The organism is Peribacillus sp. NPDC097284 (assembly GCF_044761765.1).
Lineage (GTDB): Bacteria > Bacillota > Bacilli > Bacillales > DSM-1321 > Peribacillus.
Map to the genome: position 1 here is coordinate 229,600 of NZ_JBIWCZ010000004.1, position 16,469 is coordinate 246,068.

The 16,469-nt window shown below is 45.3% G+C and carries 15 protein-coding genes; 3 read left to right on the forward strand and 12 right to left on the reverse strand.

The genetic code is table 11. From position 1 onward, the window contains the following. Nucleotides 1–7: 7 nt before the first annotated feature. Both ACIQXU_RS11035 and ACIQXU_RS11040 read right to left on the reverse strand, forming a co-directional pair. On the reverse strand, nt 8–1,789 hold the full coding sequence (locus ACIQXU_RS11035) for an ABC transporter ATP-binding protein (RefSeq protein WP_402989195.1): 1,782 nt from the start codon (nt 1,787–1,789) through the stop codon (nt 8–10). Beyond that, nucleotides 1,764–3,512 carry an ABC transporter ATP-binding protein gene (locus tag ACIQXU_RS11040; RefSeq protein ID WP_402989198.1) on the reverse strand — a complete coding sequence of 583 codons (1,749 nt, stop codon included), beginning with the start codon at nt 3,510–3,512 and terminating at the stop codon, nt 1,764–1,766. The genes ACIQXU_RS11035 and ACIQXU_RS11040 overlap by 26 nt, the downstream gene beginning before the upstream one ends. A 456-nt stretch (nt 3,513–3,968) precedes the next feature. On the opposite strand from ACIQXU_RS11040, the gene ACIQXU_RS11045 reads away from it, so the two are divergent. Further along, nucleotides 3,969–4,529: a nitroreductase family protein gene (locus tag ACIQXU_RS11045; protein ID WP_402989201.1), complete on the forward strand. Its 561-nt coding sequence runs from the start codon at nt 3,969–3,971 to the stop codon at nt 4,527–4,529. Between the two features lie 148 nt (nt 4,530–4,677). Here ACIQXU_RS11045 and fosB read toward each other — a convergent pair whose 3' ends face one another. From fosB to ACIQXU_RS11060, 3 genes are read right to left on the reverse strand one after another with little or no spacing between them, the layout of a single operon-like run. After that, nucleotides 4,678–5,106, reverse strand: coding sequence for a metallothiol transferase FosB (gene fosB, locus ACIQXU_RS11050; protein ID WP_402989203.1), 429 nt, complete (start codon nt 5,104–5,106; stop codon nt 4,678–4,680). Between the two features lie 28 nt (nt 5,107–5,134). Beyond that, nucleotides 5,135–6,106, reverse strand: a complete 972-nt coding sequence (locus ACIQXU_RS11055; protein ID WP_402989206.1) for a sensor histidine kinase — start codon at nt 6,104–6,106, stop codon at nt 5,135–5,137. Between the two features lie 12 nt (nt 6,107–6,118). After that, a complete protein-coding gene (locus ACIQXU_RS11060; protein ID WP_402871991.1) occupies nt 6,119–6,817 on the reverse strand; it encodes a LytR/AlgR family response regulator transcription factor in 699 nt (232 codons plus the stop codon). Nucleotides 6,818–6,979: 162 nt separating this feature from the next. On the opposite strand from ACIQXU_RS11060, the gene ACIQXU_RS11065 reads away from it, so the two are divergent. Together ACIQXU_RS11065 and ACIQXU_RS11070 are read left to right on the forward strand one after the other, a co-directional pair. After that, on the forward strand, nt 6,980–7,732 hold the full coding sequence (locus ACIQXU_RS11065) for an ATP-binding cassette domain-containing protein (protein WP_402871994.1): 753 nt from the start codon (nt 6,980–6,982) through the stop codon (nt 7,730–7,732). After that, nucleotides 7,722–8,888, forward strand: coding sequence for an ABC transporter permease (locus ACIQXU_RS11070; protein WP_402989209.1), 1,167 nt, complete (start codon nt 7,722–7,724; stop codon nt 8,886–8,888). Before ACIQXU_RS11065 ends, ACIQXU_RS11070 begins: the two co-directional genes overlap by 11 nt. Nucleotides 8,889–8,923: 35 nt before the next feature. Here ACIQXU_RS11070 and ACIQXU_RS11075 read toward each other — a convergent pair whose 3' ends face one another. The 7 genes from ACIQXU_RS11075 to queF form a co-directional block, all read right to left on the reverse strand. Next, nucleotides 8,924–10,072, reverse strand: a complete 1,149-nt coding sequence (locus ACIQXU_RS11075; protein WP_402989212.1) for an ABC transporter permease — start codon at nt 10,070–10,072, stop codon at nt 8,924–8,926. Then, nucleotides 10,069–11,262 (reverse strand): ABC transporter permease, encoded by a 1,194-nt coding sequence (locus tag ACIQXU_RS11080; RefSeq protein WP_402989215.1) that lies wholly within the window; start codon nt 11,260–11,262, stop codon nt 10,069–10,071. Before ACIQXU_RS11080 ends, ACIQXU_RS11075 begins: the two co-directional genes overlap by 4 nt. 12 nt (nt 11,263–11,274) lie before the next feature. Next, nucleotides 11,275–12,210 carry an ABC transporter ATP-binding protein gene (locus tag ACIQXU_RS11085; RefSeq protein WP_402989217.1) on the reverse strand — a complete coding sequence of 312 codons (936 nt, stop codon included), beginning with the start codon at nt 12,208–12,210 and terminating at the stop codon, nt 11,275–11,277. A 141-nt stretch (nt 12,211–12,351) separates the two neighbouring features. Then, nucleotides 12,352–13,011: a response regulator gene (locus ACIQXU_RS11090; RefSeq protein WP_402872008.1), complete on the reverse strand. Its 660-nt coding sequence runs from the start codon at nt 13,009–13,011 to the stop codon at nt 12,352–12,354. Further along, nucleotides 13,011–14,198 carry a sensor histidine kinase gene (locus ACIQXU_RS11095; RefSeq protein WP_402989220.1) on the reverse strand — a complete coding sequence of 396 codons (1,188 nt, stop codon included), beginning with the start codon at nt 14,196–14,198 and terminating at the stop codon, nt 13,011–13,013. The genes ACIQXU_RS11090 and ACIQXU_RS11095 overlap by 1 nt, the downstream gene beginning before the upstream one ends. Nucleotides 14,199–14,321: 123 nt before the next feature. Continuing rightward, on the reverse strand, nt 14,322–15,668 hold the full coding sequence (locus ACIQXU_RS11100; protein WP_402989223.1) for an aspartate kinase: 1,347 nt from the start codon (nt 15,666–15,668) through the stop codon (nt 14,322–14,324). A 244-nt stretch (nt 15,669–15,912) separates the two neighbouring features. Beyond that, the gene (gene queF / locus ACIQXU_RS11105) at nt 15,913–16,410 is read right to left on the reverse strand and encodes a preQ(1) synthase (RefSeq protein WP_402872017.1); all 498 of its coding nucleotides are present in this window, start codon (nt 16,408–16,410) and stop codon (nt 15,913–15,915) included. Nucleotides 16,411–16,469: the final 59 nt, after the last annotated feature.

Below are 16,469 nucleotides of genomic sequence, written 5' to 3' on the forward strand. Positions count from 1 at the left end.
ATTTTTTTCATCCCGTGTGATTTCCATTTAAGGAACCGCGATGAAGTTCAGCATAGAAACCTTTTTGCTTCAATAACTCCGAATGGGACCCTTTTTCGATGATTCTCCCCTCATCCAATACCAGTATTTGATCGCTTTGCTGAATCGTATTCAGTCGATGCGCAATGACGAAACTTGTTCGCCCCTTCATCAATCGATGTAATGCCTCCTGTATTTTGATTTCGGTGATCGTATCAATACTGCTTGTCGCCTCATCCAAAATCAAAAGAATCGGATCGGCTAAAATCGCCCTCGCAATTGAAAGGAGCTGTCGTTGCCCCTGGCTGATTCCACTGCCATCTTGGGTCAAAACCGTATCATATTGATTGGGCAGTTTCATGATAAAGGTATGTGCATTTGCAAGTTTGGCCGCTTCCACTACCTCCATATCCATGGCTTCCAAACGGCCATAACGGATATTTTCACGAATTGTTCCTTGAAATAGAAAGGAATCCTGTAAAACGAATCCCATATGTTTACGGAGGCTCGCCCTCGTTACCTGTTGGATATCTTGTCCATCGACCAGGATCCTGCCACTGTTCGGTTCATAAAACCGGGCGAGCAGATTAATAATCGTCGTTTTACCCGCACCGGTCGGACCGACTAATGCAATGGTCTCTCCTTTTTCAGCATGGAAACTAATATCGTTGATTGTTTGATCGTCATCATCATAGGAAAAGGACACCCCTTCGAAATCAACCTCTCCACGGATGTCCCGTAGTTCACCCGCATCTTTCTCATCCACGCCCTCTTCCTCTTCATCCAGGATCGAGAATACCCGCTCAGCACCAGCGACAGCCGAAAGCAGGGTATTGAACTGGTTAGCCAAGTCATTGAGCGGACGCGTGAATTGCCTGGAATACTCGGTGAAGATGACAATCACGCCAATGGTGACCCCACCCATTCCTTCCAAGGCCAAATAGCCACCGACAGCAGCAATCACGATGAAGCTTAAGTTATTCAATAAATTCATCAGCTTCGGTATCAATCCCGAATAGGATTGAGACCAATAACCGGCTTTTTTCAAGTTCTCACTGCGAGTGATAAAATCACGAATCACTTTTTCTTCCTGTGAAAAGGCCTTCACGATGCGCTGTCCGGAAATTGTTTCTTCAATGAATCCATTCAATTCACCCAGGTTTTTCTGCTGTTCCTTGAAAAGCCTGCCTGTCCGGTTCGTAATCCATTTCAACCCAAAGAACATAAGCGGGACAATGAAAAGGGTTAGAATCGTCAGTAATGGACTCAAATACAGCATGACAGCCAGTGTCCCGACAAGAGTCAGGACGCTTGAAAAGATTTGAATGACCGAACTGTTCAATGTAGAGCTGACATTTTCAATATCATTCGTGACCCGGCTCATCAGTTCCCCATGCTGGCGACGGTCAAAAAAGGGAATCGGCAGCTGCTGGAGCTTCTTGAACAGCTGGTTGCGCATCAGATAAACCGTATCCTGGGCAATCCCGATCATCCAATAGTTTTGTAGCCACATGGACAGTGAATAGAACACATAAACCGCAAGGAGCCCAAACAGCAGATTGATCAAACCATCGCTGTCCTTCGTGACGATATAATCGTCGATGGCCATTCCGACAAGAAATGGACCAAGCAGTCCTAACACTGAACTGACCAGGACCATGAACAGGACCATGACGAGCATACTTCTATTCGTCGTTAAATAAGGGAGGATACGTTTGACCGTGCCTGCAGAATTGGACGGCTTTTTAGCGGGAGACGTTTTTCGTTTCATAGGAAATCTCCTCCTCCCCATATTGTGATGCAACGATTTTCCGATAAAGGGCATTCGTTTTACTCAACTCATCATGCTTGCCTTCCGCGAGTACCTCGCCATCTTCAAGCAATAAGATTTTATCGGCTTTCATCGCTGTACTTATTTTTTGCGTAATGATGAGCGTCGTGCACGTATAGGATTCCAATGCCGTAAGCAGCCTACTTTCCGTATTTAGATCCAAGGCGCTTGTGCTGTCATCCAAAAGGAGGATCTTCGGCCTGCGGACCAATGCCCTCGCAACCGATAGCCGTTGCTTTTGCCCGCCTGAGAGATTCACTCCTTTTTGTCCTAACCGCGTTTCATATTGCTTTGGCAGTCTCATTACCGTTTCATGGATTTGGGCATGTTGGGCAGATATCATGATTTCCTCCAGTGACGCGTCTTCTTTCCCCCAGGCGATATTGGACTGGATGGACCCGGAAAATAGCATCGCTTCCTGCGGCACGTAGCCAATCCTTTTTCGGAGTGAGTCGAGAGGAATGTCCCTCACATCCTGCCCATCTATCGTGATCGTTCCACTCTCCACTTCGAATAAACGTGGAATGAGCTGAAATAGGGAGGTTTTCCCCGACCCAGTCGCACCGATAATCGCGAGAGTTTGTCCCGCTTCGACGGTGAAATCCAAGTGTTTCAATACCTGTTCATCGCCGCCAGGATAGCGGAATGACACATCCTCGAACTCGATATGCCCCTCTTTGATAAGGTCCCCCCTGCTTTCCACCCTACCTTCATCGAGATCAATGGGCGTCTCGAAAATTTCGGTCACGCGGTCAGCTGACGCTTTTGCTCGGGACAAGACCATGATCAACCAAGAAAAGACCGATAAGGAGCCTGCGATTCTTGTGGCATAATTGACAATCGCCACGACTTCCCCGACCTGGATATCTCCCGTCGAGATAAAGCCGCTACCGAACCATAGGACTACAAGGATCGCCACGTTCATGACCAGCATCAGCACGGGCATCGTCGTTTCAATCAAGCGAAGCGATTGGACGGTCTTCATTTTCAATTCATCGTTTGCCCCGTCAAAACGGCCGATTTCATGATCCTTACGAAGAAATGCTTTGATCAACCTCATCCCAATCAAATTCTCACGCATGACACTATTGACGTTATCCAGCCTTTTTTGGACAAGTCGAAACAGCTTTGCCGCACGTTTCATGACCCATCCCAGGAACAGCACGAGAACGGGAATCGAAATGATCAATACAAGGGATAACTTCAGATTGACCGTTATCGCCATGATTGTGCCCCCAAGGACAATCAGCGGTGCCCTTGCCATGATACGCAATCCCATAAATACCGTATTCTGAAGCTGCGTCACATCATTCGTCATCCGGGTGATCAAGGAAGAGGTCGGGATGTTGTTTAAATTGGCAAAAGAAAAGGCCTGGATTTTGCCGAAGAGATTTTTCCTTACTTCATGTCCAAAACTTTGGCTCACATGAGAAGCTGTAAAGGAATTGACGATTCCGCCAAGGAACGAAAATATCGACAGGCCGACCATGATCGCTCCCCACTTTATCACGACGGAAAGGTCTTTTTGTAAAATGCCATCATCAATGATCTTTGCAATGAAGAGTGGCTGTAATAGCTCAACACCGAGCTCGACTAACATTAAAAATAAAGCAAGAGCGATGAAGAGACGATATGGTTTAAGGAACGAAAACAGTTTTTTCATCTACGACACCCTTCAATCTTCATATGTAGGTAACATTTTTATCTTTTCATTATACATTTTTATACAGATTTAATAAAAGAATTAGCAAGCTTGGTTAGCATTGGAAAAAGTTTTTTAATTTTTTTCGAGATCCTCTTGACAAAAAACAGGAAATAAGAGAAAATTCTAATTGATAATGATTTTCAATTTCATTATCGATCTCTGAATTTTGTTAAGTACTACGATAATTTCTTATCGTACCCATTTGATATTGTACATAGATACAATGTCGCCCCGGTCTCTCTGTGCCTAGTAAAAATTATATGCTTAGTTGCGAATGCAAGTCACTAGAATATTGCCCCCTCTTTATTCAAGTCAGTTTATTCAATTTAAAGCATATTAGGCATCCGGGGTCCTTTTTTTTTCAAAAAAACAATTCCTATACATAGATCATTAAGAATAAGGAGAAATACAAATATGAAACTAGAACAAATCATAAAAGAACGACGGAGCATCAAACGATTCAAGGATCAGCCTGTTCCCCTCGAAACCATTCAATCACTTTTGGAAACTTCCACGTGGGCACCCAATCATAAAATGACCCAACCGTGGCGCTTCGTCGTTGTTCACGGTGACAGCCGCGTGAAGCTAGCAGAAGCGACACAGGCCTTTATGGCAGGTAAAGAAAAGGATCCGTCAAAGAAGAAAGAAGCCGGTCAGCGTGGGTACAATAAACTGAACGGCGTTCCGATGTTCGTTACGGTTATCATGGAGGAAAATCCGAATCTCATGACCCGCGAAGAGGATTATGCAGCCACGAGCGCCTTGATCCAGAATTTCAGTTTACTTGCCTGGGAACAAGGAATCGGCATGATTTGGGAAACGTACGGCATGATTCACAGCCAAGAATTCCGCGAAGCCTTAGGCGTAAAACCCGGGGAGAAAATCGTAGGAAGCCTGCACGTCGGATACCCGGACATGATTCCTACGCCCCGTCCGCGTACACCAATAGATGAACTGCTCACCATAATGGATTGAATCGGGAGGAGCCTCCAAGCTTATTGGAGGCTCCTTTTTCAACCCGTTTTTGTCTTTTATCGGTCAAATTAAGTCCTTTATCGGTCAAACTGGACTTTTTATCAGTCAAGTCGCCCCATTTATCGGTCAATCCCTGCATTATATCGGTCTATTGGAAAAAACTCATATGGGGCTTTTCCTGTTTATAATAATCTAGTCTTTCCTTTAGCGTTCCCGTATGGAATTCGAACTTATGGCCATCCAAGTCAGTAAAATAGATGGATTTATTATCACGCTTATTTCTCTCTCTGCCGCTAAGAATATTCACCTGTAAACGCTCAAGCCGGTCCTGGATGCCATCAAAATCCTTTTCGGTAATGGAAAATGCGACATGCGTATACGATTCTTTTATTTCGTTTCTCGGAATATCCTTTTCCAGATTAAGAGCCAGCCATATCCCATTCAGGTCGAAGTATGCCGTTTGGTTCCCTTTCACTAACAATTTCGCCCCAAAAACGGCCTGATAGAATTCACTGGACTTCTCTAAATCCGAAACGGAAAATAATAAGTGATTCAATCCTTGAATATGGATGACCATCCTCCTCCCTTTTCGTACATATAATCTCTTACACGATGGCCGGGACCTTGATTTTCAATATGAATTCCTCGTTCTTATATGTGAAATCCAAATGGCCTTGATGTTTCTTTACGATATCTGAGATGATTTTCGTTCCCATTCCTTCATGTTCCCCACCCTTCGTCGTTTGGCCATGTTTCTCAAACATGGTATCCAAGATAGGGTGAGGAATCGCCAGGCAATGATTGGTGCAAGTCAGAATGTAGACCCCACTTCGTTTGTAAAACTGAAGCGTAACTTGAGCACTCTCCCCTTTTCCTTCCTGCCATCCTTTTGCCGCTTCCACTGCATTGGCAAGCACATTCCCAATCAAGGCGACAAGGTCCTGGTCATAAAAAGGGAGGGACGAGAGCGGCACATCGAAGTGATAGGTCATCTGGATCCGTTCTTCCTTGGCCTTACGGAACATTTGATGCAGGATCCCGGCGACGACCCCTTTTTCTCCTTTAATGGATAGATTCGTTTCTTCAAAGCCATCCACCAACTCATTCATATATTCTTTCGCTGCAGCCATCTCGTCCTGCTCCATCATAAACTGCAACGCTGATACATGTTTCAGGAAATCATGGCGCTGACTGCGGACCACCCGGAACGTTTCATTGACCTGCAGTCGCTCCTTTTCCATTCCTTTTTGCTCTCTTTCTAGACGATCCCCCATTCCAGACATATGGAGGCGGACCGTTTCGATTCCTATAAAAGTCGCAGCTAATCCTAAGTACGAAAGGGAGGGTGGCATGGAAAAATAAAGAAGAATGACGACAAGCTGCATGCCCCATAGAGTTCCTTCCATATAGATTCCTAGGGAAGCTTTTTTATATAAGGGGCGGAACTTGAGGTAAAGTCCCATGCCAATCAGACAAATCAGAAGGATGACTATCGAAGGAGAAATCTGCCAAGGTAATAGTCTAATTATTTCGTAGAGATGCCATACCCCCAATATGGCTATAATGAATGCATGCATAGTTTTCACACCTTAAAAGTATTGGACTTGCAGGAAGTCCACCCTTTCCTTCGTGATCATCGCCTGTTCCTGGATCCCGTCAAAGCTGACGACATACGAGTTTTTGGCGTACAGTGAAAAGTTCTTCACAAAATGAATATTAATGATGAAAGAACGGTGTGAACGGATAAAGTCCCTTTCCCGCAGTTCTCCCTCCAATTCATTCAATGTTTGATAGGTTTTGATAGGACCGTTTTTAGTATGTATGGTCGTTGAACGCCCTGAACGTTCAATGAAAATAATGTCCTTCTTCTGCAAAATATGAATATCATTTTTCTGTTTTATAAACAGCCTTCCCGCCACTTCAGCGGTTCTTGACTTTTCCCGGAACCGTTCGATTGATTTGATGAGCCTGTCTCTCGAATAGGGCTTCATGATATAGTCATGCACATTGAGCTCAAAGGCATGGACGGCGTACCCGCTCGTACCTGTCACGAAAATGACCGCTATGTTCAATGCATGGGAATGGATGATGTCGGCCATTTCATATCCGGACAAGTTAGGCATTTCGATATCCGCAATCAGCAAATCTATCGTTTCCTGTTTGATCTGCTCATACGCATATTCAGCGGAATCCGTAGAAAAAACCAATTCGATGCCAGGCATTTGGGCCACGATCCCATTCAACTTATCCAAATCAATCTTCCGGTCATCCACAAGGCCTACCTTCATCTACAACTCTCCTTCTCTGAAATTACCTTTATTTTACCATCAAAATATGGAAAAACGATACTTTCGCGACATAAAACGGCACTTTCGCGACATAACTACAGATTCCCCTCTCCTTTATTTGTATGATTGAGTTAACCAAAAGAGATGTAGGAGGTTAGAAAAATGATTGAAATACATGAAGTCACAAAAACATTCCAAGATAAAAAAACATTCATCACCGCCCTTAAACACGTTTCCCTTACCATCGGAAAAGGCCAGATTGTCGGATTACTAGGGGAAAATGGTGCCGGAAAGACCACGCTGTTACGTTCGATTGCCACACTCCTGACACCGACAGAAGGGTCTATCAAAGTGGCCGGATTCGATACATTGGATCATCCCAACGAGATCAAGAAAAAGATTGGTGTCCTGTTCGGAGGGGAAACCGGCCTGTACGACCGCTTAACCACACGTGAAAATCTCGCCTATTTCGCCACTCTGTACGGTTTGAGCAAGCACGAAACTAAGGTGAGGATAGAAGAACTGGCCGTCATGTTCGGGATGAAGGATTATCTCGATCGTAAAGTCGGCGGATTCTCTAAAGGCATGCGCCAAAAAGTGGCCATATCGCGGACGCTCATCCATGACCCAGAAATCATCCTGTTTGACGAGCCGACGACAGGACTCGATATCACTTCATCGAATGTATTCCGCCAGCTTGTTCTTCGGCTAAAGAATCAAGGCAAAACCATCATATTCTCAAGCCATATCATGGAGGAAGTGACCCTGCTATGTGACTCTGTAGCCATGATGCACAAAGGGGAAATGGTGTATGAAGGCCAGTTGGAATCTCTATATAAGGAAGAGAATAGCCGTGATCTGAATTATATATTCATGTCCAAACTTGTAAGGGGGAATCAGTCTCATGTTTCTTAATATGTATATAAAAGAGTTGAAGGAAGCTTTACGGGACCGCCGGACGCTATTATTAAGTGTATTTCTTCCCATCCTTTTGTTGACGGGACTGACGTTATTTTATGAGAGCATGATGGCAACGGATGAAGAGGAAACCCATACCCTTGCTGTAGATCCATCATTCACGACGGACGCCAAATCACTACTGAAGGGCTTCCCTCAAATTGATGTCCAATCGTTCAAGAGTCCGACAGACGCTGTCCAAGACGGAAAAGCCGCTGCTGCCCTACAGGTTAGTGATAAGTTCATGGAGCAAATCAAAAAGGGGGAACAAGTCACATTCAGCCTTTCAGGTGACTCCTATAGCCAAGATGGCTCCTTCGTCCTTTCACAGGTCGAGTCAGCCTTAACTCTCTTTGAAAAACAAATCATCCAGGAGCGCTTGCAATCGATCAATGTGGATACTAACATGATCAGCCCGCTAAAGGTCGACTTCAAAGAGGCCGGGATAGATAGCGATAATGGTGCCTCCTTGAGCATACTATCGCTCTTTCTCCCCATGATCATCACGATGGCGATCAGTACGGGTGCCTATCCGCTTGCCTCTGACTCATTTGCCGGGGAAAAAGACCGGAAAACGATGGAAGCTTTACTTATGACACCCGTTAGCCGGGGAAAGATCCTGCTAGCCAAATGGCTGACGATCTCTTCCATCGGGGCCCTGGCAGGAATCGTCTCGATCCTTGTCGTCACCTTGGAACTCATGTTTTTAACGGAGGAATTGAAAAAGGGCTTTCATTTCGGTAGCGACCTATGGTTGATTCTTCCTACCGCCCTATTGATCACCATCTTATTTTCTCTATTCGTAGGGGCCCTGCAAATGTCAGCCAGCATCCTATCCAAAACCGTGAAAGAGTCGCAGAACTACCTATCGCCGATTACGATGCTCGGTGTCCTGCCTGTCCTATTCCTAGGAGGCACTGGCCTGCACGAATTGACGACCAAGCATTTCTTGATTCCATTCTTCAATATATTCGCCCTTTTTAAGGAACTACTTTACGGCGTCATCGACTACCAGAATATCGTACTGACAGCAGGTAGCCTTATCGTCTCCATCGCCATTTTCTTCACTGTATCAAGACTATTATTCTTGAAAGATAAATGGGTATTGAATTAAGCAAAAGACGCGCTGAACTCACCAGCGCGTCTTTCTCATTCAAAATGGATCTTCCGTATGCCTACCAATAAAAACACGAGTCCGAATAACAGTAAGATCGCGATGGATTCAATAGGGAAGGACCCATTGCCCGCAATATCCATCAGTCCCTTCATGGCCCACCTCTGAGGCAGGAACTCCGCCATCTTCTGCATAAAGGCAGGCTCGATTTCCAGTGGCCAATACACACCGGCAATCATGCATGTGGAGATGACGACAAGGTTTCCGATTGCAGACTGTTGCTCGACCGTCTTGACAAAACCCGAAATCATCAGGCCCAGGCCTACAATCGCGAACAACATGGCAGAAACGAAAAGCACCAAATAAATAGGATTCCCCCAGCTTACATCAAAAAAGATAGAAGTCGCCAGCATCAAGATGCCAAATTGAATCCAGCCAATCATGAAGAATGAAAGAAGGTAACCGAAAGCTATCTCAAAACGCGAGGCAGGGGTGGACAGTAAACGGTACCATACGCCGTTACTTCTCGCCTCTAAAATCGTACCCGTGACACTCATCATCGTAATCATCAAAAACATGATGGAAAACCCGGAAGCGCTGCTCGAAAAACCTCCCTGCTCATTAACCTGGCCTCCACCGAGGGTAACCTGTTTCAGACCTGATTCTTCCGTAGCCGATTCCTTTCTCAGCTTTCCATATAGCTTTTTCCAGTCTTCGCCGCTCTGTTCACTCCAAACGAGGGAACCGGCCATTTCGATATTCAGTTTCGAAAGCTTATTTGAAAGATACCCGGTGATCGTTTGGGGCGTGGTGAACTCGGGAATATGTTCAAACCGGACATTGGGAAGGTCCTCCTCCAACATTTTGGCTTCGAATCCCTTACCGACATGAATGACTCCGACAATCTTTTTATTATCAAGATCCGTGAGCGCATCCTGGTTAGAACCCTTTTCCAAGGTGAACAGGGCATTCTTCTCATGCAATTCTTCAAATAGCGATTTCGATAACAAGGACTTATCTTCATCCACGAATGTAACCGCTAGCGGATCTCGATCATCCGATCCCATTAAGGTACCGAATAAAAGTGTAAAAATAAGAGGCATAGCAAACATGATAAGATAGCTCTGCCGTTCCTTAAAGACCCGCTGGATTTCAAAGCGGCAGATGTTCCAGATTTTTCTCAAGCATATCTCCCCCTTAAGCGCCAAGCACCAATCAGCATGGATACAAGCCCTATTAGCCCCAAAACCGAAAACGGCAACAACAGTCCACTCCAGCCCACGCCGGACATGATGTCCAAGAAACCGGTCAGTGCCCAATTATTCGGCGTTAGTGCTGCAATTGTTTTAAGCCGCTCAGGAAACGCATAGATTGGCAGCATCGAACCCCCGACGATTGCAAATAGTTGGATGCCAATCCCGCTGATCAAGTCGGCTGTCTTCTCTTTCCTGATGAAGGCGGCCAACAACATGGACAGACCCGCGACGGCGACGGAATACATGAAACCGAACGCCACCACCTGCCCTCGACTTTCTCCCCAATTGACGTTGAAGAAGAGAGAAGTGGCTACGTAAAAGAGCAATAATTGAATGAATGCGAAATAGAGGGTGCCCAAGAACTTCCCGATAAGGATTGAATATTGATTCATGGGGGCACTGTTCAATCTTGCCAGCGTGTCTGTATGACGTTCCTGGATCATGGATTTGGCTCCCAGAGTCACATTAAAAAGCAAAAACATGACCAGCATCGCGGCCGCATAATACTGCATCGACGAAATGGATGTTTCGCCGACCGATTGATTCCCGACTTCCATGTCCACCTTTCCACTTTCCGTCAACTCCATGGATACTCGCTCTGCAGTTTCCTTGCCAGCGCCTTCGCCCGTAGCGACTGCTTGTGTCTGCGTCGCATTTTTCATGACAGCCTCAGATGTCTTTGAAATCGTCTGTACCCGCTCGGTAAAAGAAGAGACGATCGATTCGACGACCGTCGCTTTTAGTTGAGTATCTTGATTCGAGTAAAGAACGGCCTCATCAAGGTTTGCACCCCATTCAGCCGGGATAAGGATTCCAACTTCAACTTCCTCCTTTTTCACCATTTCTTTAAGCTTCTCTTCACTGTCTACCGTTTTTAGTGTAAGGAACTCCGTCTTTTCTAAGACATCTTGCTTCAATGCATCGGCCATCGGGTCTTTTTTATCCACGTACAGCCCGACCGATGTTTCCTGAAACCCTTCATCTCGACCAAATATATCCTTCAAAGCCATTCCTAAAATCAACGTCAAGATTAAGGGCATAATCAGCATGGTCATGAAACCTCGCCTGTCCATGGCCCGTATCTTAAAATCCTTCCATGCAATCAGAAAGCTCTTCATTCTCCACCCCTCCTAATCACGTAGCGATCTCCCCGTCAATTGTAGGAAAAGACTCTCTAAATTCGGTTCTTTCCTTTCAAAGGACAGCACTTTAACAGTGGACTTCACAGCAGAAGCTATAATATCAGAGACGATATTCGGGTGATTGGTCACCATGACTTCTAGTGTGTGTGTTTCTTCATTGATCACGACTCTATCCACATTCTCCATCCCTTCCAATTCCTTAAGCCACATACCATTGAGGGAATCGACCTGTAGTTTGATGAATATTCCCTCCGCCAACGTGTCACATAAGGCTTCTTTCTTGCCGAGCGCAATGATTTTCCCTTCATCGACGATGGCGATCCGGTCGCAAAGGTGCTCGACTTCCTCCATATAGTGACTGGTATAAATCACCGTCATCCCTTCCCCATTCAACCGCTTCACCGTTTCTAGAATATGGTTGCGCGATTGCGGATCGATTCCGACCGTTGGCTCATCCATGATCAGTAGCTCAGGCTCATGCATTAAAGCGGCTCCGATATTCAGCCTCCTTTTCATCCCGCCCGAGAAGGTTTCGACTTTATCTTTGGCCCTATCCAACAACCCGATGATTTCAAGCACAACCCCTGCCCTTTGTTTCCCTTGTGCCCTCGTCAGTCCCTGCATCCTTCCCCAGAACAGTAAATTATCCTGTGCGCTCATCGTCGGGTACAGGGCAATTTCCTGTGGAACGATTCCAATTTTCTTTTTAACGTCCCTTGGCTGTTTTTTCACCGAAAGACCATCGATAAGGATGTCTCCCGAGTCATAAGGCAACAACCCGCAAATCATGGCAATCGTCGTTGACTTACCTGCTCCATTTGGTCCCAACAAACCGAAGGATTCCCCTTTATCCACCGAAAAGGAAACATCCTGTACGGCCACATGCTTCCCGTATGATTTCCTGACCTCTTTCACCTTTAACACGATACATTCCCCCTCGTATGACGCTTCCCCCTAATTCTATGACCAAAGTAAAAAAAAACCATCTGCCTCAAGGAAGAATTCCACAAAAAAAATGACCTTCGTCTATGCCGAAAGTCATCTATCTTGGATGATATGGAAGTTTCACTCTGTAAACGTAGTGACCCCATATCGTACGGCAAAAACGGCAGCCTGGGTGCGGTCACGTAATTCAAGTTTGGAAATGATATTGGAAACATGGTTTTTCACGGTGCCCTCCGTGATGCACAAAGTGGCTGCGATTTCCTTGTTACTTTTTCCATGGCCAAGATCCCGAAGGACATCATATTCCCTGTTTGTTAAATCACCAAGGACAGCAGGCGATTCACTCGCTTTCCTTTCTTTTTCGCTCCTTAACTCTCGAAGCATGTGTATGGTGATTTCCGGGGGCAGCACCACCCCACCTGATTGAACGGTCCTGATGGCATTTGCAATCATGTCCGCTGACATGTCCTTCAGCAAATACCCGCTCGCCCCTTCCTCCAATGCTGAGAAAATGAGGGCACTATCTTGAAACGTTGTAAGCATCAGCACCTTTGTATGGGGAAGTTTTGATGTAATCAACTTTGTCCCTGCCACACCATTCGTCTGTGGCATCCGGATATCCATCAACACAATATCCGGTTTCATTTCCACTGACCGTTCATAAGCCTCCATGCCGTTACTTGCCACGCCAACCACTTCCAGTTCTGGACGCAAATTCAACAAAGCCGCCAAACCGTCACGGATGAGCGGCTGATCATCAACCACCATTACCCTTATCATCACGTTCCTCCTATCGCCCATTTTTTCTCGTTTAACGGGAACTCTGCGGTCATATGGAACCCTTGGGCTTCCTTGCTTCCATATGACAACACCCCACCCATTTCATTAATCCGGTCTTGCATCGTCTTCAACCCGAACCCTGGAATGATAAGGCTTGCACCCTTGCCGTTATCCTGGATCTCAACCCTCACCATTTCCGGAATGCAGACCAGCCTGATTGAACTAACCGTTGCATTTCCATGACGTTTTGCATTGGTTAGACTCTCCTGAATCACACGGATGAGTGTTGGCTGAAGGGTATGGGGAATATGGCTGGAATCCCCCGAAAGTTCTACAGTCGATTTCAGGCCTGTCGATTGGTGAAATTCATTCAGCAACCTATTCACACTTGTCAGGAAAGCCGTCTCGTCTTCATTCAATGCCTGAACGGAATAGCGAACCTCCTCCAAGGCACCCTGGGCCAAATCCTTGCAAATATTCATCGTACCCTTCGCCTTTTCCAAGTCATGGTCAATCAGTTCATAAGCTAGCTCCATCTGCACGAATAAGGCCGTCATCTTATGTCCCACCGTATCATGTATCTCCCTTGCAATCCGGTTTCTCTCTCTGATTTTTGCCGTTTCCTCTGCCTGAAGGGAATATTCCTGCAACCGTTTATGGGCCACAGACAGCTCTTCATGCGCCTCATTCAATTGTAAGTATTGCTCATTCACCACATCACTGGCCTCAGTGAGTTTCCGGATCAAATTGCCGACTACAGACGTAAAGGCGACAAATGAGAAACTCATGAGGTTATCCATGATATCCAGCGTACCTGTTTGTAAATAGGTCGAAATCATAACCAAACCCCATAGTAATACAAAAAACAAGCCAAATATTCTATGTTTCTTAGACTCCGAGACAAGGATAAACACAGTAATCGCAACGACACCGACTAGAATCATATAAAGGGTAGTCTGGGGGAACAAAAATCCATATACAAAACTGAGGATGCCATCGAAATAGACGATTCGGAGATCATGTTGAATTGAATCCTTATAAAAAAGCAAATAATGATTCAGGATAAAACCAATAGCGATCAAGATGAGCAGGCCTTTTACATATGGATTGGAATCCGGAATCCTCCAGTAATACATAAAGCTGATCATCAAGAACATGGCAATCCGTAGATTGACTAACCACCCCATACCGTCCGCCCTCTTTCCTTCTCTCTTCTACCATCATGCCTAAATTATGGTAGAAAATAAAGAGCTTATTTTTCCAAAAACGAAAAACCCCCCTGTTCAGGAGGGTCTCATATTCTCTTATTCTTAAAAGAACTCATGATATAGCGCCTGGATGGCCGTCTCTTCACTATGACCCTTCACACCGAACATCATGCTCACTTCGGAAGAACCTTGGTTAATCATTTCAATGTTGACCTTAGCATCGGCCAACGCTTTCGATGCCCTTGCCGTTGTTCCCACATTATGACGCATGCCTTCACCGACGACCATGATCAAGGCCAGATTATGTTCAACAATGACTTGATCGGCATGAAGCTCCTGCTTAATGCGCGAAACAATTTTCGCCTCGGCCTCTTCACTCATTTGATCTTGACGGAGGATGATCGTGACATCATCAATGCCAGATGGGGCATGTTCATAAGATACACCGTAATCTTCAAGAATATGAAGCAATTTACGACCGAATCCAACTTCACGGTTCATCAAGTATTTATTAATGTAAATACTGCAAAACCCTTTGTCACTCGCAATCCCTACGACGGGCCCATTCATATTATCACGGGTACTCACAATCCTTGTCCCCTGTGCACTCGGATTGTTCGTGTTCTGTATATGTACTGGAATACCAGCACGGAATGCAGGGATTAACGCTTCATCGTGAAAGACCGAAAAACCGGCATAAGACAGTTCTCGCATTTCCCGATACGTCAATTCACGTATTCCCTTCGGATTGGACACCACATGTGGATTCACTGCGTACACGGCATCCACGTCCGTAAAGTTCTCATATAAGTCTGCCTTGACGCCATTTGCAAGAATCGAACCCGTAATATCCGATCCGCTCCTTGAAAAGGTTAAAACATCCCCATCCATTGTATATCCGAAGAATCCGGGGAATACCACGATACCCGGCTCCTCACGAAGTGCATATAAACGCTCATATGATTCAGGAAGCACCTGTGTATATCCGCCCTCATCCGTCACAATCAAGCCGGCTTTCATCGGGTCCATATACTGAGCCTCTACCCCACGACTCCGAAAATAGGCTGAAACCAGCTTCGCATTATTATCTTCTCCGCTCGCCTTCAAGGCATCCAAATAACGCTTCGGTTTACTCTGGTCTGCATGCAGCAGGCTATATAAATTGTCACGTATCTCCGCAATGACCTCTCCTGAAATGTCTAACTCCTCAGCAATACTCGCATATCGAGAAACGACATCTTCTATTAAAAGCCCACCATCATCCCCATGCAACTGGCGTTCCGCAGCGGCAATCAGTAAATCCGTCACCTTTATATCATCAGAATTGCGTTTCCCTGGTGCTGAAACAACGATGACTTTTCTCTCTGGATCTGAAACCACAATTTCGAATACCTTCTTCAATTGTTCTCCCGACGCGAGTGAGCTCCCGCCAAACTTTGCTACTTTCATCCCGACAACCCCTATTTTTAGAAATATTCTGTCAAAATCAACTCTCCCTATTATTACGCTTTTTTACGAAACAATCAAGGATTAATTCCATTATATGAGGACATATGTATTTTTGATAAAGACAATTCGAATGAAATTTTCATGATGGTTAAATTGCCTTATCCTATCCGCCCAATTTAAGTTCTACACATAAAAAAGCTTCCCGAAAAATCGAGAAGCTAAATCATTAAAGCCCACATTTCACTTACCGATTATCCACAGTTTCTGGATACAAGTCATGGTTCATCAACCGGTAACTCGCCATTTCTTCAAACTTCGTCCCTGGTTTTCCATAGTTCGTATAAGGATCAATGGAAATGCCACCCCGTGGAGTGAACTTGCCCCAGACCTCAATATACTTCGGATCCATCAATTCGATTAAATCATTCATGATGATATTCATGCAGTCTTCGTGAAAATCTCCATGATTGCGGAAAGAGAACAAATACAATTTCAACGACTTGCTTTCGACCATTTTCACACTCGGAATGTAGCTGATATAGATGGTCGCAAAATCAGGCTGCCCCGTAATCGGACATAAACTCGTAAACTCCGGGCAATTGAACTTGACGAAGTAATCCCTGTTCGGATGCTTATTATCAAAGGACTCCAAAATCTCCGGTGCATAATCAAAGGAATATTGTGTACCCTGGTTTCCTAGTAGGGTGATATCCTTTAATTCTTCTTCTTTTCTTCCAGACATATAAACGTCCTCCTCTTCCACGTATCCAGGGAGGTTCATAATGGGGCCTCTACACAAAT